The organism is Paracoccus alkanivorans, assembly GCF_003697785.1.
Lineage (GTDB): Bacteria > Pseudomonadota > Alphaproteobacteria > Rhodobacterales > Rhodobacteraceae > Paracoccus > Paracoccus alkanivorans.
Map to the genome: position 1 here is coordinate 71741 of NZ_QOKZ01000011.1, position 24544 is coordinate 96284.

The following is a 24544-nucleotide window of genomic DNA, read 5'->3' on the forward strand; positions in this document are numbered from 1 at the left end:
GTTTCTCAGATTTCTTATTTGTCCTGCAATTCAGGGTGAGGCTTGAACGCAAAAAATACACATGCTGGCAATGGGTTGCGTCACGACAGGCGGTTCTATGACGCGACGCGCGCTTTCGGAAGATTCGGGATGCGCTGTTTCAAGCCAATCACGATGAAGGAACCCCACTGGCATGGCCATGTCGAGGCGAACCTGATTTCCGGCGCCGCCATGACCTATTTCTTCGATGATCGCGAGATCGTCGTGCCCGAAAACCGCCTGGTGATCTTCTGGGCCGGGATTCCCCATCAGTTGACCAGGGTCCACCCGACCGGAAACGGGCCGATGCAACTGAACAATATCTATGTCCCGGCGGATGCGTTCCTGTTCCTGCCGCATATCGGGCAGTTGCAGGCTTCGCTCTTGTCGGGGGGCATGGCGATGCTGCCCGCGCCGCTTTGCACGAAAGAGACCATAGCGGGCTGGTATGCCGATTACCGTAGCAATGATTTCGAGCGGCTGGAGGTGGTCAAGATGGAACTCAACGCCATGCTTCGCCGGGCGCAGACGCAGGAAATCACCTATCTGGCAGAGCCGTTCACCCGGTTCGAGAAAGGCAGGATACTCGGCTCGGCACATGTCCACCATGTCGTCGCCATGGTCCGCTTTATTCTGGAAAATCTTTCCGAACCGATGAGCAATGCCGATGTGGCCGCAGTCACGGGGCTGCACGAGAATTACGCGGCAACGCTGTTCTCGAAAATCATGCGGGTTCCGATAAAGCGTTTCACCATCCGGATGCGCCTGCTGCGCGCAAGGGCGCAGCTTATCGAAAACAGCACCGCCATCAGCCAGATCGTGCAGAATTGCGGTTTTTCCTCGGTCAGCCAGTTCTATGACCATTTCAGGCAGGCCTATGGCACCTCACCCGACAGGCTGCGCCAGCATTACAAGAATAACCGGATCTGAACCGCGCCGGTGCCGTGATCAAAGCCAGAGGCAAAGCGGCGGCCCCGGCCCCGTCCTGCGTCCCGGGCTTGCGGCCAGCAATGCGCTTATTCACAGGACGACCGGGATCCGCAATTCAACTGGATGCAGTGTTCGTCGAGCTGCCGTCCCCGGCCGCCGCGATAACGGGCGTCTCATAGTGAAGCGGCGCCTTCATCAGAAAGACGTTGTAGAGCGGTTTCCACCGGGACATCGTGAAGCTGACCGCATCGTCAAGCGCGTCGCCCGGCACGATAAAAGGGGCATAGAGGCCAGGGTAATCACGTGCCTGCGCCACTGTCTGGGGTTTGCTCCAGGGGCCGGTGAGTTCGTCGGCCATGCGCAGCACGATCGCTGCCTGAACCTCGTCGAGATACATCATCAGCCATCGGCGGTGCGTCTCGCTCCACGCAACCGAAAGCTCGCCTGCCGGTGCCGGCACGACAGCCGCCGCAGCACGGTGATCCGGCACCCAACCGCTGCCGTCCCAATAGCGGTAGGCGGCAGGATCGAATATCGCATCCCGCCCGACACGCCGCAGCCGGACCTCGCCAAAGCGCCCTGCGGGGATACCGAAGCTGTAGATCATCCCGCCCAGGTCCACGAAGGCCACCTGCTCGAAACCCACGCCATTCGGCCAGACGGCAGCCGGCGATCTGTGCCAGGTCCACCCGTCATCGTCGGAATAGGCAAGGCCGGACCTCCGGACGAGCCAGCGGCCGTTCGAGGTCCACATCCGCACCGACATGTAATGCAGCACCATCCGGTCGCCAAGCGAGATGCCGTTGGTGGGGATCACGGTCCATTCGAAGCCGGGAAGCTTGGCGGAGCCTATGAGTTCCTTCGCGCTGCCATCCGGCCCCTCGATCATCTGCGCGAAGTCGAAGGACCCGGGCGGCTCTGTGATCCGTGCCATCGTGCTGCTGCGCCATGCGCCGCCATCAGCTCCAAAGGTATCCCCGAATACCATGTAAAGCGCACCCTTGTGACGGAACATATGGCCAAGATCGGTGCCGTGGACGTTCCAGCGATCGGTCCTGTTGGCCGAATTCGGACCGGTCAGTTGCCGCACCACCTCGGCCGCGCCGACACGGAGGTCCGGCACGCCGGACCTGTCCATGGGCGCAGGTTTCACTGTATCAAGCGCAACGTTTCCATCGCCCCTTCCTGAATATCCAGCCTCGCAGAATCCAGAGCGCAGAACAGAAACACGCCGCCCCCGACCGAAGTTCCAATGGCTGCGAGCTGCTGACTTACAGCGCCGGGATTTCATGCTATTCTCGCGCGATCTGTCTGATGTCAGGGGGTGCCATGCCTGTCCGTTACCCCTGTGCCGTGAAACTGGGCCAGAGTTCCGGGATTCCTGCATCGGTCCCGGGAACCGCGGTGATGCCGCATCATCCCGTCAGGAATGAAATCAGGCCGTGGTTCCGGTCGTCCGGTTCCTTCATGGACAGGTTTTTCCCCACAAGACGACAAATGCCGGCTGCCCGTCCTGTCCACCGAAAGCCGCGCAGATCGGGAAACGACGAAACCAACCGAAGGGAGCCATCAAAGATGTGTAACGCCTGCCTTATCGACAGCGTCCGTGAATCCGCCCTGTCACGGCGGGATTTCTTCCGCCGGTCCGCCGCGGCCGGGCTTGCCGCCACCGCCGCCGGAACCCTTGCCGCCCGCCCTGCCCTTGCGCAGTCGAGCGGCAAGGTGGTGGATCTGACCTACACGCTTACCCCTGAATTCCCCACCTTCGACGGAAAGCCCGGGATTTCCCTCGATCCCGACAAGGACTATGCCGCCGATGGCTACAAGATATGGAAGGTCAGCTTCTTCGAGCATTCCGGCACCCATGTCGACGCGCCGATGCATTTTGCCGAAGGCGGCCTGTCGGTCGACAATCTCACCGCCGAGAGCCTGATATGCCCGCTCTGCATCATCGATCTCAAGGCCAAGGCCGCCGAGGATCCCAATGCCATGGTGGAGCCCGAAGATATCGAGAACTGGATTTCGGATAATGGCGACATCCCCGAGGGGGCCTGCGTGGCGATGAATTCAGGCTGGGGCGCAAAGATGGGCGATGCGTCTTTCCGCAATGACCCGGAGGGCAATTTCGCCTTTCCCGGTTTCGCCAAATCTGCCACCGACATGCTGCTCGGCATGGGCGTGGCCTCGATCGGGGTGGATACTCTGTCGCTCGACCCGGGCAATTCGGCCGATTTCGCGGTGCATTACTCCTGGCTGCCCGCCGGTCGCTACGGGATCGAGAACCTCGCCAATCTCGACGGGCTTCCCGCTAGCGGGGCGACAATCTTCGTCGGAGCCCCCAAGCACGCAAACGGCACAGGCGGCCCGGCCCGCATCATGGCGGTGTTGTGACGGCGCCCGGATATATGACGGAGCATGACCAGCCCCTCCGGTTCGGAATGGCTATTCGGCATAACCCGGAAACAGCGCAAGAGCCCGGTTAACCGACAGCATCGACGCATCATCAAGATGACCGCAGGCAGGTCCATCAATGAACTCAGGAGGGGAAGCGCGGCAATGTCCGACGACCGGAACCATGCGTTTCTGTCAAATGCCATAGCCGCCGTATTAGTCCCATTCATTCAGGCAGGAGGACTTAGCCGCCATCCACCTGCCGCGAGACGAACCATTGCGTCCCATCCGGTGCCCGTATTCCTCCACGCCGGTCGCCGTCGCCCTTCTCCATCATCGGCTGGATCACCTCGGCACCGGCCTCAATGGCGCGGTCGAAGGCGGCGTCGGGATCGGAAAGATAGAGATGCAGCATGGCAGGGGGCCCATCCGCCTCGCCCATCATCAGAACGGTATCGCCGATCCGGCACTCGGCATGCATGATGCCGTTGTCATTGCCAGGGATGATCCTGAGACGGGTTGCCCCGAACACGGTCTCGCAAAAGGTCAGCGCTGCCTCCGCATCCCTGACCAGCAGGTAGGGAGCCAGATCGGTGTAGCCATGGGGTTTATAGGACATGGATCAACACTGATCCGTGCACGCCCATGCGTCAAGCTGTCATTGGAGCATGAGAGTTGCGTTCCGCAGCAACTGCCCCGCACAGCTAAGGACCATGACGGCGGTCCGCATCCTGGGCCGAACCTCCAATCAGTGGGCAACTGGGACATTATGCGGCAAGCCCGTCCGAGCACGAACCATCGCGTTCTGCTGCGGCGCGTATGTATGACAGCTTCAACGGCTGGATATTCCGGCAGTCCGATATGCCGATTGTTCAGCCGATCAGGTCGATGCGCAGTGGAAACGCGCCCTTCACCAGCAAAGGCTCGACGCCGCCTTCGATATGTCCAAGGCGGATCAGGTCGCCGCGATAGCGGTAGTCGTCATGAAAGAACGCCAGGTTGCCCCAGCCACGGAAATAGCACAGATCCCCGGGCGCTTCGTCATCGTAATCGACCAACCCGCCCTCATCCAGCCGGCGCGGAAGATGGGCCAGTTTCTCGTTGGTCGAGAAATCCTCGATGGTCAGATCCAGCGGCAGCATCGAAATAAGATCGCGCGTGGTCGGGTTGTCCTGCAACAGACAGGTGAAGCCCTGATCGGCAAAGATGCAGCGAATGCGCATGGCGTTACCTCCTGATTTTGCATGCAGATGGCGTGGCAAGGCGAGGGTGGCGATGGCACCTGCAAGAACAGCACGGCGCGGCAGAGTAAAGCGTGATGGCTTATGTCTCATGGTTCGGTCGTTTTATCAGCCGGGCTATGACCTGTCCGATCAACAGCCCTTGTGGAGTCTGTGCCGCCCCGCCCCGGAAACCTGGGGCGGGGCGGGCCTGTTCCATCAGACGAGCGCATCGCCAAAGAAGCTTTCAATGCGGTCGAAGGGGATCACATCCATCTTGTCATAGAGATCGGTGTGACTGGCGCCCGGGATGATCATCAGCTCCTTCGGCTCGGCGGCTGCCTCATAGGCGGTTTCGCTGAAATAGCGCGAATGGGCATTCTCTCCATGGATGAACAGGACCGGACGCGGCGCGATTTCCGCGATATAGCTGAGGATCGGCATGTTCATAAAGGACAGCGGCGTGGTCTGTGTCCAGGCATTGCCCGAATTGACCGCGCGCGCATGATAGCCGCGCGGCGTCATGTAATAGTCGTGGTAATCGACCAGGAACTGGGCCTCGCCGCCTTTCAGCTCATTATAGGGTGGCTGGTAGGCCGGAGTGCCGTTTTCGGCATCCGCCCAACGCTGGCGGCTCAGTTGTTCCAGTGTCTGTGTGCGCTGCTCAAGGCTGATGCTGTCGTTATAGCCCTTCGACATGACGCGGGTCATGTCATACATGGTGCTGGCCACAACCGCCTTGACGCGCTTGTCCGCCGCCACCGCATTGAGAGCCATGCCACCCCAGCCACAGATGCCGATGACGCCGATCCGCTCGCGGTCAACGCGCTCGTGCAGGCCAAGATAATCCACCGCCGCCATGAAATCCTCGGTATTGATGTCCGGCGAGGCGACGTTGCGCGGCTCGCCACCACTTTCGCCGGTAAAGGACGGATCGAAAGCCAGCGCGACAAAACCGCGCTCGGCCATGGTCTGGGCATAGAGGCCCGATGACTGTTCCTTGACGGCGCCGAACGGGCCGCCGACGGCAAGCGCCGGCAGGCGATCACCGGCGCGGTTCCTCGGCAGATAGAGATCGCCGGCCAATGTGATCCCATATCGGTTGGTGAAGCGGATCTTCTCGTGATCTACCTGATCGCTCTTGGGGAAAACCTTGTCCCAATCCTGTGTCATGGTGCGGGCCTTTGCTGTTGAAATACTGATCGTTGAAGCCATGCCAAAGGCAGCAATACCGGCGCCGGTCATCTTCAGCAGCGCGCGGCGGCGGAAATGCATTCCGGCTCTCTGCCCTTCGGTCTTGTCGTGGTTGGTCATATCTTTCTCCATTGCATTCACTGTTTCTCCAGGCCGGGTTTCAGCATCCGCTGACCGTTGCCGATCAGCGCGACCTTTACCGGCAGCAGACAGGATGACGCTGCCGGTAAAGGTCGCGGTGATCGACCAGCCGTCCAGCAGCACCCCGCCGATGACGGCCCCCAGAAGGATCGAGGCCTGGATCGCGGCGACCATCAGGCTGCCGCCTTCTTCCGGCGCGTCATCGACATTCCGTGACATCCAGGTCATGAAGATGACCGACATGGCGGTATTCATCGCACCCCAGATGAACAGCAGGATCCCGGTCACGATGGGCGAGGCGCCCGCGAGCAGAAGCCCGAGCGTGACAGCGCCCATGATCAGGGCCGGTAGTTTCAGTTGGAACGCGACATTGCCCCCAACGAGGCGGCCCGACGCCCAGGTGCCGATAAAGCCCGCGCAGCCCAGTACCAGCAGCAGGATCGACAGCGTCGTGATATCAACCCGGGTAACCTGCTCCAGATAGGGGCGCAGATAGGTGAACATGGTGAAGGCCGCGCCCCAGGACAGCATCGCCGCGATAATGCCCCGCGCGAAATAGCGGCGGCGCATCACCGCGATCAGCGCGCCGAAATTCCGGCGGCCGCGCGCGGGCAGCGAGGGCAGCGCGATCAGGTGCCAGATCAGGTTGATCGCGACGATGGGCGTCAGTGCCCAGAAAACGCCGCGCCAGCCGATGATATTGCCCAGATAGCTGCCAAGCGGGGCAGCGAAAGCCGCGGCAATCGCCTGTCCACCATACATCAGCGACAATGCGCGCGGCACCTCGGCTTGCGGCACCAGCCGCATGATCACGGCGGTCGCCAGCGCCCAGAACCCGCCGATGCAGAGGCCCAGAATGGCGCGCGCGATCATCAGCATGGCGAAGCTCTGGGCCATCGCGACCATCACCAGCGACAGCAGCATCAGCCCGGTCAGGCCAACCAGCACCCATTTGCGGTTCAGCCGTCCCGCAGCGGTCGTGATCAGCATGCTGGCAGCCACGGCGAACAGTCCGCTGATGGAAATCGCCTGCCCGGTCTGGCCTTCGCTCGACCCCAGCCCTTCGGCCATCGGCGTCAGCAGGCTGACCGGCATGAATTCCGATGCGATCAGCATGGCGACGCAAAGCGCCATCGACATCACCGCGCCCCATGCCGCAGCAGGAAGGCGATCCGTATTCATGAAGGCTGCATCCGTCATCATCCGATCCTCCGGCCTCTTTCCTGGGTCGGGCGGAAGATAGCGGTTCGGCCGTCATCAGATTAGCCATGTGGAATGGTATGGACTAATCGACCGGATCGATTAATCATGCATTCATGCCCAGGACGGATTTCAATGACCTGATGTGGTTCCGCATCGTCGCGGAAGAACGCAATTTTACCAGGGCCGCCGCGCGGATCGGCGTGGCCCAGTCCACGCTGAGTCACACCATCAAGCGGCTGGAAACCAATATGGGCCTGCGCCTGCTGAACCGCACCACGCGGAACGTCTCGCCAACGCCGGCAGGCGAGCGGTTGCTGGCGACCGTCGCGCCGCGTCTGGGCGAGATCGAGGACGAAATCGCGGCGCTGATGGTCTTCCGCGACAAACCCTCCGGATCGCTCCGGCTGACGCTGTCGGATCACGCGTTTCAAACGGTGGTCTGGCCAAAGTTGAAACCTGTCCTGCAGGAGCATCCCGACATCAGGATCGAGTTCAGCCTGGACAGCGGCTTTCGCAATATTGTCGAGGATGGCTTCGATGCCGGAGTGCGCTTGGGGGAAAGCGTCGAAAAGGACATGATCGCCGCACGGATCGGCCCCGACTGGCGCATGATCGCCGTGGCCTCGCCCGCCTATCTGGCGTCACGAGACATGCCGGGGCATCCGCGCGACCTGGTCGATCATGACTGTATCAATATGCGGCACGAAACCCGGGGCGGACTCTATGCCTGGGAGTTTGAAAAGGACGGGCAGGAAGTGAATGTCCGCGTCGACGGCCAGCTGACCTTCAACAATTCCTATGCCATGATGGATGCCGTGCTGAGCGGTCTCGGCGTGGCCTTCCTCCCGAACACCATTGCGGACCCTTACGTCGCATCGGGCGACCTGATCCTGCTGCTCGACGATTGGTCACCGTTCTTCGACGGCTACTTTCTCTATTATCCGACCAGACGGCAGAACCTTCCCGTGTTCAAACTGGTTCTCGACGCCCTGCGGCATCGGTCAGCGCGATCTTGAAGCGTCTATCTCAAGGCGATGGTATCTGAGGGACCGCCGGAGAATGTGAAGGCCGGGCGGGAAAACCTTTACATCAATCCCGCCCTGCTGGCACTGCTGCCGGAACGCGGTCAGGTTTACGCCTGACCAGATTACAGTTGCCCTCGACATGTGGGCCGCACCGGGGGCTTCAGAGCAACCACCCCATCGGCCGGAATGCGGGAGTCATCGGACCCGATCTTCGTGCAGACAACAGCCTCCTGAGCAGCGGGTCGGTGTCGCTTTCAGCCTTTATGTCTGCGTAGCTGCGCTCTCGACGGCCTGATCGCTACCCGCAGTGACCAGTTGGTTTTCAGGATCGATATTGAACAGTCCGGCGCGCTCATGCCTCAACGGTTCAGCATGGGATAGATCGGCAAATCGGAATCGATATCATCCCGCGGTTCGTTGAAATGAAGGCGGATTTTTATCTCAACGCCAATTGCCTTGTCTATCATGGATCCGGTTCCGCTACGGTCAAAATGACAGAGCACAGGTCCTGTCCGGATTCGATCATGAAATTATGGCAGAACCAGTCATGTCTTTTTAATTTTTCCAGTCAAAATACCTGCGTGGCCCGGCATCGCCTTCTGCCGAACCAAGGTGAAAAATCTTTATCCTCGCTCTCTGCGGGGATATGGATGGTGGCATACGCCACATGAACACAAAGTTACCATTTCAAAGCAAGCAAAGCGTGAATATATGAGCCAACCGCAGACACACCGCGTAGAATTTATTGGAAATGCGAAAACCTATTTCGGAATCTGGATCGTCAACATTCTGCTTTCCATCGTGACACTGGGTATCTATTCGGCCTGGGCCAAGGTGCGCACGCGCCGCTATTTCGCACAAAACACATTGATTGACAAAAGACGCTTCGATTACCACGCAACCGGGGGACAAATCCTGATCGGCCGGATCATTGTCGTGTTGGGATTGGCTGTGCTGGCCATCCCTCTGGTCAATATCGTCGCGGCCATAGCACTGTTTTTCGCCTTGCCATGGCTGCTTAACCGCTCCATCGCCTTCAATGCACGGATGACCAGCTTTTCGGGCGTTCGCTTCGGGTTCAAGGGCAGTTACGGCCGCTCATTCCTGGTTTTCATACTGTATCCCATCCTTGCGGCGCTGACCCTGTTCACGACCTATCCCTTCTCTGCACGCGCCACACATCGCTACATTATCGGGCAACATCGTTTCGGCACCGCGAATTTCGGTTTCGACAGCCCCATCGGCCCGTTCTACAAGGCATTCCTGTTCGCGGTCGGCTGGTCGGCCCTGGTACTTGTCGTCGGGTTCTTTGCCCTTGGCGGCACACAATTGCTATATACACTGGCGATGAGCCAGCAGCCGGGCGGGCAGCCCGACCCGGCTTTCATCTGGAGCATCGTGCTGTTCTATGTCGTCCTGCTTGTGGCAATCCTGCCTGCGGGCTTCATCTATCAGGCATATCTGCGCAATGCGGTTTACGCACAGGCCACGCTGGAAGGCGGGTACCGTTTCCATTCCAGTCTTTCACCGGTGAAGCTGATGTGGATCGCGCTTTCGAACGCGGTGGTCGTGGCCTGCACTTTGGGGTTGATGCTGCCATGGGCCAAGATCCGCATGGCGCGTTATCTCGCGGATCACACGCAGGTTCATGCGGCAGGATCGCTGGATGAATTTGTCGGCCAGGAAAGCGAGAAGGTTTCGGCACTCGGCGACGCCTATACGGATATCGAAGGGATCGACCTTGGTGTCGCGATCTGAACAAGGCGGCAGCCTCGCGGGGCATGGCTTCGCCCCGCAGACCTCCCGCCGTATTCCTGCACGGCTGGTCTGGGCCGCCGATACCGCCCGGCTGGAAGATGCACAGGGAACGCTCCTCGTTCAGGGACCGGTGCAGAAGACCGAGCAGCTTCCGGGCGGACCACTTCTGGTGCATCTGAAGGACGGGTGGCATTTCGAAGCGGAACCGGGTGAGAATGAACTGAAATCCCTGGGGGGCCTGCACCGGCCCGGCCTTCTGGCACGGATGGAGGAGTGGCATCCCCGCCTCATCCTGTTCAGCCTGTTCTGTCTGCTTTCTGCTTTCGTTATCTGGCGTTGGGGTCTCGGGCTTCTTGTCGCGATCGGGCTTGCCGTCACGCCCGAGACTGCGGTGCGCGGGATCGACAGCGCCAATATCGAGATAATCGACAGAACCCTTGCGGAAGATACCGGCCTTTCGCAGCAGGCGCAGCAGAAGGTGCAGGCAATTTTCGACGATCTGCGCAAAGCGGCGCCACCCGCACCCTGGGGTGAGTATCATCTGCTGTTCCGGGACATGCCGGAGGTCGGCCCGAATGCTTTCGCACTTCCCGGTGGCTCGATCATCATCACCGATCAACTGGTGGAACGTTTCGAGGATCCGGATATCATCGCAGCCGTCCTGGGGCATGAAATCGCGCATGTCTCCGAGCGACATGCGCTGGCGCAGCTCTATCGTGCCGGATCAACCTATTTGCTGATCACATTGGTTGCCGGGGATCCGGGACCGCTTCTGCAGGACCTTTTGCGGGAAGGGAATGTTCTGTTGTCGCTGTCCTATTCCCGCCAGCACGAGACAGAAGCCGACCGGCTCGGAGTGCGGATCGCCAATAAAGCGGGTTATGACGGCGCTGCGCTGGCAGGGTTCTTCGAGCTGCTCGCGGCTGAATCAGAGGGGACCGGTCCTGGCTGGCTTTCCACACACCCTGCCGCAGGGGACCGGATCATGCAAATCAGGGCCTATTCGACAGAAGCGGAGTGACCAGCCCCCTGCCCGCCCGAACATCTTCGAACGGCAAACCTCGCCGGGCGGATCACATGTATCGACCGGCCTTCCCCTGCAACCGAAGGTCAGGATCAATGCCTGAGCAGCCGGATCGGCCAAGCGATGCGCGCATCCTGCCCGAATGTCACATGGGCACCGCTGGCACGGCCCGGAGCCCTCAGCAGTAACAACGGACCGGCACTGGCCTGAATGCCGGATGCCAGGATAGACTTTCCTGGGCTGAACATCATGCGGAGCCGGGGCGTGGGGACGATCGGGATATGTTGACCATGTCTGCACCCCGGAACGGGCGTGCGGATACCCGCCTTCTCAGAGTTGTCCGGCAGCCACATATTTGAGGGCCCGGGCAACCTCCGAAGGGCTGCGCGCCACCGCATTTGCCGACGCATCGATTTCCTTCAATGCGTGATCATGTTCGGGAGGCTGCAACACGATCAGCGGCTTGCCAAGAGCCGACGCATAACCGGCATCGAACGCGGCGTTCCACTGCCTGTATTTCTCGCCGAAACACACCACGACCACGTCGCTGCGCGCGATCGCCGTGCGGGTGCGCACGGCATTCAGCAATGCACCTTTGCGATCGTGCCAGAACTTGCTGTCTTCGGCGCCGAAAATTTCGACCCCGCAATCATCTGACGCGTCATGGTCGGTCACGGGATAACACCATTCGATTGCCAGACCCTCGCAGGCCGCAATAATGCTTTCCCGCCAATCAGTATGGATTTCGCCAGCCAGATACACAGTCAATTGCATCGGAAGAACCCCTGCTCCTGCCGTTCAAATCGAGGATTTCGCAGACCCGCCGGATAATGCGATCTCCTCCTGCTTCTTCGGCGATCTGAAGGACTTTGGCAACCGATGAGGGGGTGTTCCTGACCCGAGCATTCACCGGGCCGGCCGCTACGCCACCGTCAGTCGTCAGGCCGCCAGCATGGGAAGCCTCAGCCGGGCGGAGCGCGGGCAGGACAATCACATATAGCCGTTTCCCTGGCTGTCTCATTGAGCAGAACGCGTTCCCTGGGCGTCTGGCAGAGCTTGTCGATGACGGCAGATGTGCCGGTGCAGCCGATATTGACGCTCTTCGCAGAGAGTTCGGTGCGTTGACGACCCTTGATCTCTGGCTCTCTGGTCCCGGTAAACCGCTTTTCGACGCCACCTTGCAGGCGAGGGACGCGCCAGTGGCACTGCGCTGAGACTTCTTCAATCGCGGAGGCCGCCGACGCATTCGGGCGTCCGGCCTCCGCCCGGCAGATGGCGCCGGTACACTATTCGAAGATCGCGCAAAGCGCTTCGGGTTCCACCCCGTTAAACCGCAGAGACAATCGCATCGAGCCGTTTCAGCGACGCCTCATCCAGTTTCAGACCGGCGGCGGCCACATTCTCTCGCAGATGCGCGCGGCGGGAGGTGCCGGGGATCAGCAGGATGTTCGGGCTGCGTTGCAGCAGCCATGCAAGGGCAACGCTTTGCGGTGACTGCCCCAGATCCTCGGCGACACCGGACAATGCATCGGCCTGCAACGGCGTGAAGCCGCCAAGCGGGAAATAAGGGACATAGGCGATGCCGTCCTCGGCCAGGGCATCGATCATGGCGTCATCCCCGCGCTGGACAAGGTTGTATTGGTTCTGCACGCAGACCACCGGGGCGATATCGCGCGCGATGCCCAACTGGGCCATATCGACGGTCGAGATACCGATATGCGCGATCAGCCCCTCCTCCTGCATGTCCCGCATCACCTGCATCGGCGCGGCGATATCGTCCTCGGGACCGCCCATGCGCAGATTGACGATGGGCATCCGTTCCAGCCCGAGCCGCTCAAGATTGTCCTCGACCGACTTGCGCAGGAAATCCGCGCTCCGTTCGAGGATCCAGTCGCCCTTGTCATCCCGCCAGGCACCGATCTTGGTCACCAGCGTCAGGGACTCGTCATAGGGATACAGCGCCTCGCGGATCAGGTCATTGGTCACATGGGGGCCGTAGAAATCGCTGGTGTCGATATGATCGACCCCGAGAGCAATGGCCTCTTTCAGCACGGCGCGGCATTCCTCCGGATCCGCGGGCGGTCCGAAAACATGCGGGCCGGCCAGTTGCATCGCGCCGTAACCCATCCGGTTCACGCTGATATCCGTTCCGGGGAAGGTAAAGCGGCCAGCGGCGGCGGCAGGGGATGTTTGTGTCATGGGGAACTCCTTTTCCGGTCATCATATGACCGATCCGGCACTGATTGATAATCCATGTCTATCCGAATAGCCTGTTCGACATGCCGAACAATGATGCCTTTCCGCCTCTCGACGATCTCTCGGTGTTCCTGGCGGTGGCCCGCGGAGGCGGTTTCCGCACCGCCTCGCGATGGCTGGGCGTGTCGCCTTCCACGGTCAGCGAGACGATCTCGCGGCTGGAAAACCACCTGGGTGTGCCCCTGTTCATCCGCACGACCCGCAGCGTCCGGATGACCGAGGCCGGGCAAACCTTGGCAGAACGGCTGGAGCCGGTGGTGAAAGAGGCCCGTGCCGCCCTTGACGATATATCAAGTTCGCAGGACAGGCTGCGCGGACGGATCAAGCTGAACGTGCCGGGCGCGGTGATGTTCGATATCCTGCCGCCCCTGATGGACAGGTTCCTTGCGCTGCATCCCGAGATCCGGATGGAGATCATGGTCGATGATCGCCTGGTGGATATCACGGCTGCCGGTTGCGACGCGGGAATCCGCTATGGCGAGCATCTGGCCCAGGACATGATCGCCGTTCCCATCGGCCCGCAAAGGCAAACCGTGGCCTACGCCGCGTCACCGGATTACCTGGGACGCCGGGGCGTTCCGGCTCATCCGAGGGAACTTGTCGAGCATGACTGCATCCGCACGCGATTTTCCAGCGGGGCATTGACCGAATGGGAATTCGAAAGGGACGGAGAAACCTTTACCGTCGATCCTCCGGCACGGATCGTCATGGGGACCGCGGGGGCCACGGCATCCATCGATCTGGCGATCGCAGGCCGGGGCATCATCGGGACGTTCCACAATTGGCTGGAGCCTCATCTGAACCGTGGAGCATTGCTGCCGGTTCTGCCCGACTGGTGGTCCGGGTTCGACGGCCCGCGTCTTTACTTCTCAAGCCGCTTCACATCGGCCCCTTTGCGCGCATTCATAGACTTCATCGCGAGGGAAAAGGGTGCGGCAGCCCCGGCCTGGCAAGAGCGTTCCTGACGGCCATACCAACCGCTGACCAGCACCGGCGGCGCCTGCGGCTGTCCGCCCGCCCTGGCATGCGGGGAACCCGGATCCATCAAGGTTGCAGGATCGGGCAAGTTTCTCGCAGCCCGAGGCAAGCCCTGCCGGATGACTCGCTGCTATCAAGTCTCCGATCCCGGTGGGTGACTTCGATGCTCCCTGCTGGCGGTCGTTATTACGAAGAAATGCGCAGCGTATGCGTCGGCCCACCCGCCGGACGCAAAGGAGATCGAAATGAGACAGGATCAAAGAACATCGGGCACCAATGACGTGTCGCGCCGCAAAATGCTGACCGGAGCCGGCGTTCTTGCCGCATCGGCCGCCCTCTCGGGGGCCGCGCAAGCGCAACCGGCCGCAGACCAGGACGGGGCGCGCAGGAAAGACGGCGAAAGCCCCAGGGTTGCCCTCGTGACCGGCTCATCCCGGGGGATTGGCGCGGCGATCGCCCGCCGTCTTGGTCGTGACGGCTACCGCGTGGTGGTCAACTGCGAGGTGAACCGGGATTTGGCGCATCAAGTCGCGCAGGACATCGAGGCCGGAGGCAGCCGGGCAATCTGGCGGCAAGCCGATGTTCGTGATCCAGCGGCCGTCCGGGGACTCTTCGATGCATGCGAAGAATCGTTCGGCGGTGTCGATGTCGTGGTAGCCAATGCAGGGGTGATGCACCTGGCGCCCTTTGCGGACATGACGGACCAGGATTTCGACCACATGATCGACGTCAATATCCGCGGTGGCTTCAACACGCTGCGCGAGGCCGCCCGGCGTGTTCGCGACGGCGGCCGGATCTTTACCACCTCCTCCACTATCACCAAGTTCCGCACGCCGGCCTATGGACCATATGCAGCCTCGAAAATGGCCCAGGAACTGTATGCCAGTGTCTTGGCAAAGGAACTGGCCGGGCGAAACATCTCGGTCATGGCGGTGGCGCCGGGTGTGGTCAATACGACGCTGTTCACGGACGGCAAGTCGGAGACCCAGATTGCCGGCTTTGCGCAGCGCACGCCACACGGACGGATCGGCGAGCCGGAGGACATCGCCAATGTCATTTCCCTGCTGTGCAGCGGCGACGCCTACTGGGTGAATGGTGAAGTCGTGTATGCGAATGGGGGCATTGCGTAATTGGCGCAACGGCAACCGCACCGGCAAGAATAGCAACAAGGCCGCATCTTCCGTCACGCGGCTCTGCGGATGACGGAAATGCGGTCATCCTCCCCTGCCCTGAAACAGCAGCGAGGTCGCTCCCGATACTCTCAATCCTGCATGAAAGGAAATTGCAATGCGTAACGTCATCCTTCTCGCTTCTGCTCTGTCAGTTCCGTCTATGCCAGCAATGGCGGCTGACTCCATTCTCGACAGCTTCCCCGAGACCCACCGGAACGCGAGAATTGAGCGTCCCGCGCCCAATACCCGGCAAATCCAGGTCAGGGCCGGCAAGGTTCTGACTGCACGCGAACTGCAAAGCGCCGGTCTGTCCGCCGACGACCTCGTCACCGTGACGAGCTTTCCGACCAGCGAATGGGCCAGGAACCTTTACGAGCGCTGACCGACCGCCCCCTGGCTGCTCCCCTTTGGCGGCGATGGGACTGCCGCATTTCGAGATCGCCACAAATTGAGCAGCGAAGCCGCCACGGGGGAGTGGTATTCGCCGCGTCGTTCCAAGGCGGAATTGCTTCCTTTCACGACGCGGAGGACTTCCAGACCACCCCCGAGGTCGGCCCGGAGCGCCCCTAAAGCATTTTCGGCAAAAGTGGATACCGGTTTTGCGTCCGGAAATGCGTAAAAACAAAAATTTACATCGTTTGGGTGTTTCAACGAAAAACCGAAACGATGTAACGCGGCGCGAAAGCGTCACGCCTCCTCTTCATCGAAGGCACGATACGGGCGGTCGTCGCCACATGCACACCGGCCTTGCACAGAGCCTCGATCACGGCCGCGCCAAGCCCGGTCAACAGAACATCGCTGAACGTGATCGCCGCATATCATGGAGCACATGATATCGTGATCGGAGCCCGGGAGGGCAACGGGCTGGAACTGCATGCTTCCTCCCAGAGCCAAGTCATGCTGGCATTCGGTGATCCCTCGCTGATCGAGGAAACCTGTTCAGCCGATTTGCCTGCCCTGACCTCCAAGACAATAACCGGCCCGAATGTCTTGAGAGATCGGATCGACGATGTTCGCCGGAAGGGCTGCGCCCTAGCTCCGGAAGAGATACTCTTGGAGGTCAATGTCATCACCGCTCCCGTTTTTGATCACAACAACCAGTTGATCGGCACGGTTGCCCTGGCCGGTTCGATATCCCAAACCCCGGGGACATGGCATCGAGCGATGATGATCTGATTGATTCCCATAGTGCCGGAACACTACTCACGGCTTCTCTTCTCAGCTGTCGCGGCGTTCGAGGTAAGCTGTCCCGCTATGTATATCAGAATGCCTGTGGAACATCTTCGTAGATGCCTTGTTCGCAAAATGCAGTAAAACCCATGCGGTGAAACTGATCAGCGATAAATCAGACCATGGTCATTTGTGAACCCCGCACACATCCCTACAACGGTGTTTTCGTTGCTCAAACGAAGATGGTTTCCCCGTCGCCCGGCGTGCGGAGCATATCGGCAAAGCCTTTTTCGAGGGCGAATGCGCGCAGTTCGGCACGCGTGAGAACGCAGTGATTCACGGCTTCCATGTGCGAGGCGATCAGAACCGTCTCGGGCGCGGCCTCATGTAGCTGAAGAACATCATCCGTTCCCATGATGATACCGTCCTCGATGCCCTCGACTATGGCATAGCCTGCGTTCAGGATTGCGACGTCAGGTCTGTGCGTTGCCAAGGCAGCAGCGACATCGTCATTCCAGATGGTATCGCCCGCAAGATAAATGGTCTTTGCGTCCGGATGCTTGAAGACGACACCGCAGACCTCACCAAGAAGATGGCCGATCATCTCATAGGCCGCATCGGTCCCGTGACGGCCGGCAGTCCGGATCAGTTGCACGCCGTTGAACTCCGAGGTTTCTGACAGCACTCGCACATCGGTGAACCCCTGGCTGCGGATCACCTCCGCGTCGGCCTCGTTCTGAGCAAAGACCGGCAGGTTCCTGGGCAGCAGATCACGCGCCGCCTCATCCCAGTGATCCTCGTGGAGATGGGTGACGATCACCGCATCAACGTCGATGATCTCCTCGACCGGCAGCGGCAGATGCACCAGTGGATTGCGCTCCTCGCTGTTGGCCGTGCCTTCGAAACCGGGCCAGCTCTGACGCTCCGACAGCATCGGATCGACGAGGAATCGCATGCCGGCATAGTCGATATGCAAGGTCGCATTGCGGATCTGGGTGATTGTCGTGTCACTCCTATGTGCCGGGATATCCTGCGCGCTTGCGGGAAGGGCACTCGCGGCAAGCGCGGCACCGGAAAGGGAAAAAAGGTCTCTGCGCGTGGTCATGGGCTTTGCTCCGTTCTGGCGAATTCAGCGGGCGAGGAATTCGTCAGTGGAAACCACATCGCCATAGGCGAAGGCCAGTGCCGACATCATCGTGGCGTGAACCTGTGCGGCCGGAATCGTGGTCTCGCCGAATTCCAGATTCATCGTGGCGCAGGCATCAAAGATGGTGGTGGTCTTGTAGCCGAAATCCGAGGCCGCCCGGACGGTCGCGTCAACGCACATGTGACTCATGGCGCCGACTATAACGACGTCTTCAATACCTTTTTCGTCCAGCATCGCCTTCAGCCCGGTGTCGCGGAAGGAGTTCGGGAAGTTCTTGACGATGACGGCTTCACCATCCGCCGGTTGCACGGCCCCGTTGATCTGCACACCCTCAGAGCCGGGCGTAAAGATCGGGGCGTCAGCCGCGGGCATCTCGTGACGGATGTTCACCACCATGTCCCCTTTGTCGCGCGCCGCCGCGATCACTCTCGCGGCATTGGCGGCGGCCATGTCGATCCCGACGAGGGGCAGCTTTCCCGAGGGCCAATATTCGTTCTGGAGGTCGACGACGAGGATGGCGCGCTTGCTCATATCATGATCCTTTGATTCCGGTTGAAACGGTTGCGACAACGAATATGGACATATACGGCTTGCGCCACCATTGGCGGTATCGACATAATACGAGGCGATATCGCCATATATGAGGCTGACATGACCAACAGGGCGCAAATCGACATCGGGCTTGTACTCTATCCCGGCGCACAGATCTCGGCCGTATTGGGATTGGCCGACCTGTTCGAGATCGCGGATCGAGCTGCCGCAAAACGGTCCGATAACGATTTGCCACGGCTCTGCGTTGGCCAATGGATCTTCGAGGAAGGACACAGTCTTCCCTCGCCACCTGAGTCCGGAAGTGACAGCGACGTATTGATCCTGCCTCCCACCCTGAGCGCGCCGGTTTCAGCCGAGGCAGCCAGGCCGATCGCGGATTGGCTGCATGAGCGCCATGAAGGCGGATGTATTCTCGCCTCGATCTGCGGCGGTGCCTTCCTTCTGGCCGAAACCGGGCTTCTGGACGGGCGGAGCGCCACGACACATTGGACCTATACCGAGGTGTTCAGCAGTCGTTTTCCAAACGTAACGGTCGATACCGACCGGCTGATCATCGACGATGGCGATATCCTGACGGCCGGTGGCCTGATGTCGTGGACCGATGTCGGGTTGAAGCTGGTGGACCGCTTTCTGGGGCCAACCGTCATGCTGGAAACCGCGCAGATGCTGCTGGTTGATCCCCCGGGACGGGAGCAGCGGTACTACAGCAGTTTCACTCCCCGGCTGAATCACGGCGATGCCGCCATCCTGAAAGCGCAGCACTGGCTGCAGGCCACGGGCGCCAGGGACACAAGCCTGACCGTCCTGGCACGGCAGGCCGGGCTGGAGGAGCGCACCTTCCTGCGCCGCTTCCAGAAGGCGACCGGCCTGACCTCGTCGGAATATGCCCAGCGATTACGGGTCGGCAGGGCGCGAGAGCGGCTGCAGTTCGGAACCCTTCCGGTGGACAGGATCGCATGGGAAGCGGGCTATTCCGATCCGGCCACCTTCCGAAAGGTGTTTCGCCGCATCGTGGGCCTGACGCCAAGCGAATACCGGCAACGATTCCATATCGGATAAGCGCGCGAAATCGTGGGCTCTGGGTGCTTCCCCCTTCCGGCATGTGTCGTTGATTGCGAGGTACACGACCCCCCGATTTGAACCTGCAGATTCAAGTCATTGATTTTGTTGAAGCGGACAATGACCGCGCAAAGCAAAACCCCGCTAGCCGGTTGGTTTAGCGGGGTTTTTGTTGTGTTTTCTGGTTGCGGGGGCTGGCAGTCACCGATACTTACATTCATTGTAATATACTGTTTTATAAAAAGAAAATCTGATTCCTTCGTTCCGGTCAATACCAATTCATGGCCGTCAGGCCGGGCAGCACAGAACCTCCCGGCAAGTATCGTGCTTGAATATGGCTATGATGCTGGTTCCCAGACAAATCAGCACCCGGTTGCATGAAGCTTCAGCGCCCGGTCACATTCTCATCAACAGTAGATCCCATTCGGCGAGATTACAGCTTCAACCGTAGCAAAGACGGGATGTGTGGAGACCCTTCAATGACAATAGTTGTCAGCAAGGCCTGATGACCCCGTAAACAATATTTCTATTATCACCAAAATGCACATCTGATTTCGTGCTGGCCTAAGTTTCGCTTGCGGTGATGATATTCGACATGCCGATTTCCGCGCACAGTAGCGACGCCCAATACAGGATCCAACCCGATGTCAGAAAACTCGTCCGGGTCTGCCCCGGTCGCGAAAGCTTTGTCTGATCCTGAGGCAATATTGCGCCGATGGCCGCATCTGTCTTGGCAGTCCTGAGTGCGGCCGGGAGTGGCAACCCGGACGGCTCGGTGCGGCATAGAAATCTCTAGACATAAGTGTCCATTATAATTACGGTTAGCTGAACGGGTCGGGTCGGGAGCACAGTATGAAGTCGGAATATCGTGTGGTGGTGATCGGCGGCGGTGTCGTCGGGGCCTCTGTCCTCTATCATCTGGCCAAGTTCGGATGGTCCGACATCTGCCTGGTGGAGCGATCCGTTCTGACCGCCGGATCCAGTTGGCACGCCGCGGGCGGTTTTCATGCCCTGAACGCCGATCCCAATATCGCGGCCCTGCAATCCTATACCATCAACCTGCTGTCCGAGATCGAAAAGGAAAGCGGCCATTCGGTCGGAATGCACATGACGGGCGGCATGACCCTTGCGGGAACGCCGGACCGGTGGGAATGGCTGCAATCGGCCTATCGCATATTCCAGTCGATCGGTATCGACGACGTGCATCTAATCACGCCGGAGGAGGCGGGCGACCTTTGCCCGGTCCTATCAATCCATGGCATCCTCGGGGGCATGTTCGCCGAACGCGAGGGCTATGTCGATACCACCGGCACGGTGCACGCCTATGCCGGGGCCGCAAGGAAACGCGGCGCCGAAATCATCGAGCATAACCGGGTGCTGGAACTGATCCAAACCGCCGATGGCTGGGAGGTCGTCACCGAGAAGGGCACGATCCGGTGCGAGCATGTGGTCAATGCTGCGGGTCTCTGGGCCAAGCAGGTCGGTCGCATGGCCGGGATCGAACTGCCCGTCAGCCCGCTGGCGCATCACTACCTGCTGACCGAGACCATCCCCGAGATCGAAGCGCTCGACAAGGAAATGCCGCTCGTCGTGGATCTCGAGGGCTTCACCTATATGCGCCAGGACCAAAAGGGAATGCTGCTCGGGATCTACGAGACCGACCATCAGCACTGGATGATGGACGGTGCGCCCTGGAATTACGGGATAGAGCTTTTGCAGGAGGATCCCGACCGAATCGGGAACGAGCTCAGGCTCGGCTTCGAACGCTATCCCGTCCTGCAAAAGGCGGGGGTGCGCAACTGGGTCAACGGCGCATTCACTTTCTCGCCCGACGGCAACCCGCTGGTCGGCCCGGTGCGCGGCAAGCGCGGCTACTGGTGCGCCTGCGCGGTGATGGCCGGTTTTCTTCAGGGCGGCGGCGTGGGCAAGAGCCTTGCCGAATGGATGATCCACGGAGAACCCGAGGCGGATGTCTTCGGCATGGACGTCGCGCGATACGGCGATTTCGCCGAGAACAAGCGCTATATCAGGGAAACCACCGGCCAGTTCTACTCGCGCCGCTTCGTGATGACCTATCCCAACGAGCAGTTGCCCGCCGGCCGGCCGCTGAAAGTGCCGGGGGCCTATTCCGACATGACCGCCGCAGGGGCCCGGTGGGGCGTGAGCTACGGGCTGGAACTGCCGCTCTATTTCGCGCCAGCGCCGGATTTCGAGGAAAAACCGACGCTCAGGCGCTCCAATGCCTTTCCCATCATTGCACGGGAATGCAAGGCGGTGCGCGAAGCGGCGGGCCTGCTGGACATCTCGGGTTTTTCCCGCTTCGAGGTAAGCGGACCGGGTGCCGAAAGCTGGCTGACTTACGTGATGGCATCCAGGCTGCCTAAGCCGGGGCGCGCCAGGCTCGCGCCGATGCTCGGCGAAACTGGCAGGCTCAAGGGCGATCTGACTGTGATGAGCTGGGGCGACGGAACCTGGTGGATCATGGGCTCCTACTATCTGCGCGAATGGCATATGCGGTGGTTCAACGACCATATGCGCACAGATGTCGCGATCAACGATATCTCCGATGCCACCGTCGGTTTTGCGGTTGCAGGGCCAAACAGCCGCAAGATCCTGGAACCCCTCACAGACGGCCTCATCGCCGATCTGCCTTTCATGGGTTGCGGCCACTTCGATATCGGACTGGTCCGGGCCCGGATCGGGCGCCTCTCGGTATCCGGCGAGTTGGGATACGAGATACATTGTCCGGCGGCCGAACATGCCACCCTGCGCCGAACCCTGCTGGAAGCCGGGGTGGATCTCGGCCTGAAGGAGGTGGGCTTCAACGCCTTGTTATCGCTGCGGCTGGAAAAGTCCTTCGGCATCTGGTCCGCCGAATTCACGCAGGGCTATACACCGGCGCAGACCGGCATGGACCGCTGGATCGACTGGCGGAAGGGCGATTTCGTCGGGCGCGATGCGGCGCTGAAGGAGCGCGATGGTGGCGGTCCCGCACAAGTGATCGTCCCCCTCGAGATCGACGCCATCGATGCCGATGCCCGCGGCTTCGAACCGGTCTGGAAAGATGGCCGGCGGGTCGGCTTCATCACTTCGGGCGGGTACGGTCATACAGTCGGGAAATCCCTTGCTTTGGCAATGCTGGATCGTGACTGTGCGGCCGAGGGAACACGTCTTGCCACCCATATCGTCGGCGCCGAACGAGCGGCCAAGGTAATCGCCCCCTCGCCTTACGACCCCGAAGGCAAAGCCATGCGCGGCACATGACGAAGCGGAAACGGGATCGCGGACCTACCCCCGCCCGCCACTTCTCGGTTCCAGTGTGGCCGGCCAGCCTGATATCCTGACAAGGTGAAAACGAAAATCCTCGGGAAAGAACCAAAGCATGGCCGATACAAAGCTGAAACAGACGGGAGAGCCGGGCGATTGTGCCAGGACAGCCCTGCCCGGAAACGTGAAGGTGACCCGCGAGGACTGGTTGAGCCTCGCCATGAAGCTGCTTGTCAGCCACGGCGTATCCGAGGTGAAAGTGCTGTCGATCGGGAACCGCCTCGGGGTGTCCCGATCCAGCTTCTACTGGTATTTCAAGAGCCGCGAGGATCTGCTCAACCAGCTTCTTGGAAAATGGGAGCAAACGAATACCGGCGTCCTGATCGATTACAGCCAGAGGGAGGCCGCGACGATTACCGAGGCAGTCACCAACTTCTTCCGGTGCATTGTCGTGCCGGGAGGCTTCGATCACCGGCTCGATTTCGCCGTGCGGGAATGGGCGCGCCGCGACAAGGCGGTTCGGCAGGTGATCGACCGCAGCGACACCGCGCGCCACGAAGCGCTGATGCGGATGTACGAACGCTTCGGCTACCCTCCCAAAGAGGCCGATATCCGTGCCCGCGTGCTCTATTATCAGCAGATCGGCTATTATGCTCTGGAGCTGTCCGAAACCCTCGAAGACCGGCTTTCGCGTGTCGAAGGCTATCTTTACTGCTTCACCGGCGTCCATCCCTCCCGTAAGGAGGTGGAAGACTTTCTCGACTTTGCCCGGAATGCGGGACAGACATGAAACGATATTCCGCCTTTTCCCTCGTCACCGAAGGATTGCGCGGGCATCGCGGCTGGAGGCCCGCATGGCGAAAGGCCGACCCGCAACCGGGTTATGACGCGGTCATCGTGGGAGGCGGAGGGCATGGCCTTGCCACCGCCTATTACCTGGCAAGGAACCACGGCATCCGCCGCGTGGCGGTGCTGGAGAAAGGCTGGATTGGCGGCGGCAATACCGGCCGCAACACCACTGCCGTCCGCTCGAACTATTTCTACCCCGAAAGCGTCGCGCTCTACGATCTTGCCCTGCGCCTCTATGAAGGGCTTTCCCGGGAACTGAACTACAACGTCATGCTCAGCCAGCGTGGCATGCTGATCGCCGCGCATACGCCCGCACAGATGGAGATCTGCACGCGGATCGCCAATGCCATGCAGTTGAACGGCGTCGATGGCGAGCTGATCGGCGCCGAGAAGGCCCTGAAGCTGGCGCCGCTGCTCAACCGGACGGCGGATGCACGTTACAATTGCATGGGCGGGGTATGGCAACCGCGCGGAGGTGTGGCCAGGCATGACGCCGTGGCCTGGGGCTATGCCCGCGCGGCCAGCGACATGGGCGTCGATATCATCGAGAACTGCACCGTCACCGGTCTGCTGATTGAAGGCGGAAAGATCGCCGGCGTGGACACTGACAGGGGAGCGATCCGCACCGATCGGGTGGGCCTCGCCGCTGCCGGGGCGACACCGGGACTGGCGGCGATGGCCGGGATCCGGCTGCCCATCCATACCTATGCGCTGCAGGCTTTCGTCTCGGAGCCCGTGAAACCGATACTGGATACCGTGTTGCTCTATCTCGGCACGGGAACCTATGTCTCGCAATCCGACAAGGGGGAGCTGGTTTTCGGTGGCGGTCTGGACCGCGTGCCAACCCATGGTCAGAACGGTAATCTGCCAGCACAGGAAACGGTGATCTCTGGACTGCTGGAAATGTTCCCCGCCTTTGCCCAGCTCAGGTTACTGAGGCAATGGGCCGGGGTCGTCGACGTGGTGCCCGACAGTTCGCCGGTGATCGGACCGGCGGGACCCGAAGGTCTGTTTCTCAACTGCGGTTGGGGCACCGGCGGCTTCAAGGCGATCCCCGCCGGCGGCTGGCTGCTGGCCCATTTGCTTGCGACGGGCAGCCACCACGAGATCAGCCGCCCCTTCGACCTCGACCGCTTTGCCCGCGGACGCCTGATCGACGAGGCGGCGGGATCCGGCATCGCCCATTGACG

The 24544-nt window shown here is 60.7% G+C and carries 22 protein-coding genes; 13 read left to right on the forward strand and 9 right to left on the reverse strand.

Going from position 1 to position 24544, the window contains the following annotated elements; genetic code table 11:
- Positions 1 to 129 precede the first annotated feature (129 nt).
- Positions 130 to 948 carry a helix-turn-helix domain-containing protein gene (locus tag C9E81_RS20105; protein ID WP_122114148.1) on the forward strand — a complete coding sequence of 273 codons (819 nt, stop codon included), beginning with the start codon at positions 130 to 132 and terminating at the stop codon, positions 946 to 948.
- A 115-nt stretch (positions 949 to 1063) separates the two neighbouring features.
- On the opposite strand, the gene C9E81_RS20110 is transcribed toward C9E81_RS20105, so the two are convergent.
- Positions 1064 to 2071: a DUF4185 domain-containing protein gene (locus C9E81_RS20110; protein ID WP_166461986.1), complete on the reverse strand. Its 1008-nt coding sequence runs from the start codon at positions 2069 to 2071 to the stop codon at positions 1064 to 1066.
- Between the two features lie 452 nt (positions 2072 to 2523).
- Here C9E81_RS20110 and C9E81_RS20115 point away from each other — a divergent pair, with 452 nt between their 5' ends.
- Positions 2524 to 3339, forward strand: a complete 816-nt coding sequence (locus C9E81_RS20115; protein ID WP_122114150.1) for a cyclase family protein — start codon at positions 2524 to 2526, stop codon at positions 3337 to 3339.
- Positions 3340 to 3583: 244 nt separating this feature from the next.
- On the opposite strand, the gene C9E81_RS20120 is transcribed toward C9E81_RS20115, so the two are convergent.
- From C9E81_RS20120 to C9E81_RS23410, 3 genes are all read right to left on the reverse strand, one after another.
- Positions 3584 to 3958 carry a VOC family protein gene (locus C9E81_RS20120; RefSeq protein WP_122114151.1) on the reverse strand — a complete coding sequence of 125 codons (375 nt, stop codon included), beginning with the start codon at positions 3956 to 3958 and terminating at the stop codon, positions 3584 to 3586.
- Positions 3959 to 4211: 253 nt separating this feature from the next.
- Positions 4212 to 4562: a cyclophilin-like fold protein gene (locus tag C9E81_RS20125; RefSeq protein WP_208021233.1), complete on the reverse strand. Its 351-nt coding sequence runs from the start codon at positions 4560 to 4562 to the stop codon at positions 4212 to 4214.
- 216 nt (positions 4563 to 4778) lie between these two features.
- On the reverse strand, positions 4779 to 7097 hold the full coding sequence (locus C9E81_RS23410; RefSeq protein ID WP_243698739.1) for an MFS transporter: 2319 nt from the start codon (positions 7095 to 7097) through the stop codon (positions 4779 to 4781).
- A 113-nt stretch (positions 7098 to 7210) separates the two neighbouring features.
- Between C9E81_RS23410 and C9E81_RS20140 the strand changes: the two genes are divergently transcribed.
- The 3 genes from C9E81_RS20140 to C9E81_RS20155 all read left to right on the forward strand — a co-directional run bounded on the left by C9E81_RS20140 (position 7211) and on the right by C9E81_RS20155 (position 10901).
- A complete protein-coding gene (locus C9E81_RS20140) occupies positions 7211 to 8113 on the forward strand; it encodes a LysR family transcriptional regulator (protein ID WP_122114153.1) in 903 nt (300 codons plus the stop codon).
- 720 nt (positions 8114 to 8833) lie between these two features.
- Positions 8834 to 9880 (forward strand): YjgN family protein, encoded by a 1047-nt coding sequence (locus C9E81_RS20150; RefSeq protein WP_122114154.1) that lies wholly within the window; start codon positions 8834 to 8836, stop codon positions 9878 to 9880.
- A complete protein-coding gene (locus tag C9E81_RS20155) occupies positions 9867 to 10901 on the forward strand; it encodes a M48 family metallopeptidase (RefSeq protein ID WP_166461987.1) in 1035 nt (344 codons plus the stop codon). Before C9E81_RS20150 ends, C9E81_RS20155 begins: the two co-directional genes overlap by 14 nt.
- 333 nt (positions 10902 to 11234) lie before the next feature.
- Here the strand turns inward: C9E81_RS20155 and C9E81_RS20160 are convergent, their stop codons facing one another.
- Positions 11235 to 11678: a YtoQ family protein gene (locus C9E81_RS20160; protein WP_122114155.1), complete on the reverse strand. Its 444-nt coding sequence runs from the start codon at positions 11676 to 11678 to the stop codon at positions 11235 to 11237.
- Between the two features lie 552 nt (positions 11679 to 12230).
- On the reverse strand, positions 12231 to 13103 hold the full coding sequence (locus C9E81_RS20170; protein ID WP_122114156.1) for an oxidoreductase: 873 nt from the start codon (positions 13101 to 13103) through the stop codon (positions 12231 to 12233).
- A gap of 80 nt (positions 13104 to 13183) precedes the next feature.
- Here C9E81_RS20170 and C9E81_RS20175 point away from each other — a divergent pair, with 80 nt between their 5' ends.
- From C9E81_RS20175 to C9E81_RS20185, 3 genes are all read left to right on the forward strand, one after another.
- Positions 13184 to 14125, forward strand: coding sequence for a LysR family transcriptional regulator (locus C9E81_RS20175; protein WP_122114202.1), 942 nt, complete (start codon positions 13184 to 13186; stop codon positions 14123 to 14125).
- A 258-nt stretch (positions 14126 to 14383) separates the two neighbouring features.
- The gene (locus tag C9E81_RS20180) at positions 14384 to 15268 is read left to right on the forward strand and encodes an SDR family oxidoreductase (protein WP_166461988.1); all 885 of its coding nucleotides are present in this window, start codon (positions 14384 to 14386) and stop codon (positions 15266 to 15268) included.
- 157 nt (positions 15269 to 15425) lie between these two features.
- A complete protein-coding gene (locus C9E81_RS20185) occupies positions 15426 to 15692 on the forward strand; it encodes a hypothetical protein (protein WP_122114158.1) in 267 nt (88 codons plus the stop codon).
- A gap of 265 nt (positions 15693 to 15957) precedes the next feature.
- Here C9E81_RS20185 and C9E81_RS23015 read toward each other — a convergent pair whose 3' ends face one another.
- Positions 15958 to 16098 (reverse strand): hypothetical protein, encoded by a 141-nt coding sequence (locus tag C9E81_RS23015; protein WP_166461989.1) that lies wholly within the window; start codon positions 16096 to 16098, stop codon positions 15958 to 15960.
- Positions 16099 to 16114: 16 nt separating this feature from the next.
- Between C9E81_RS23015 and C9E81_RS20190 the strand changes: the two genes are divergently transcribed.
- On the forward strand, positions 16115 to 16486 hold the full coding sequence (locus tag C9E81_RS20190) for an IclR family transcriptional regulator domain-containing protein (protein ID WP_425010675.1): 372 nt from the start codon (positions 16115 to 16117) through the stop codon (positions 16484 to 16486).
- A 226-nt stretch (positions 16487 to 16712) separates the two neighbouring features.
- Here C9E81_RS20190 and C9E81_RS20195 read toward each other — a convergent pair whose 3' ends face one another.
- On the reverse strand, positions 16713 to 17585 hold the full coding sequence (locus C9E81_RS20195; RefSeq protein WP_122114160.1) for an MBL fold metallo-hydrolase: 873 nt from the start codon (positions 17583 to 17585) through the stop codon (positions 16713 to 16715).
- A gap of 24 nt (positions 17586 to 17609) precedes the next feature.
- Positions 17610 to 18158 (reverse strand): cysteine hydrolase family protein, encoded by a 549-nt coding sequence (locus C9E81_RS20200; protein ID WP_122114161.1) that lies wholly within the window; start codon positions 18156 to 18158, stop codon positions 17610 to 17612.
- A gap of 120 nt (positions 18159 to 18278) precedes the next feature.
- On the opposite strand from C9E81_RS20200, the gene C9E81_RS20205 reads away from it, so the two are divergent.
- The 4 genes from C9E81_RS20205 to C9E81_RS20220 all read left to right on the forward strand — a co-directional run bounded on the left by C9E81_RS20205 (position 18279) and on the right by C9E81_RS20220 (position 24542).
- Positions 18279 to 19238: a GlxA family transcriptional regulator gene (locus tag C9E81_RS20205; RefSeq protein WP_122114162.1), complete on the forward strand. Its 960-nt coding sequence runs from the start codon at positions 18279 to 18281 to the stop codon at positions 19236 to 19238.
- 852 nt (positions 19239 to 20090) lie between these two features.
- The gene (locus C9E81_RS20210) at positions 20091 to 22502 is read left to right on the forward strand and encodes a GcvT family protein (RefSeq protein ID WP_122114163.1); all 2412 of its coding nucleotides are present in this window, start codon (positions 20091 to 20093) and stop codon (positions 22500 to 22502) included.
- A gap of 118 nt (positions 22503 to 22620) precedes the next feature.
- Complete coding sequence (locus tag C9E81_RS20215; protein WP_122114164.1) at positions 22621 to 23295, forward strand: TetR/AcrR family transcriptional regulator; 675 nt, start codon at positions 22621 to 22623, stop codon at positions 23293 to 23295.
- On the forward strand, positions 23292 to 24542 hold the full coding sequence (locus tag C9E81_RS20220) for a sarcosine oxidase subunit beta family protein (RefSeq protein ID WP_122114165.1): 1251 nt from the start codon (positions 23292 to 23294) through the stop codon (positions 24540 to 24542). The genes C9E81_RS20215 and C9E81_RS20220 overlap by 4 nt, the downstream gene beginning before the upstream one ends.
- The last annotated feature ends 2 nt before the right edge of the window (positions 24543 to 24544 follow it).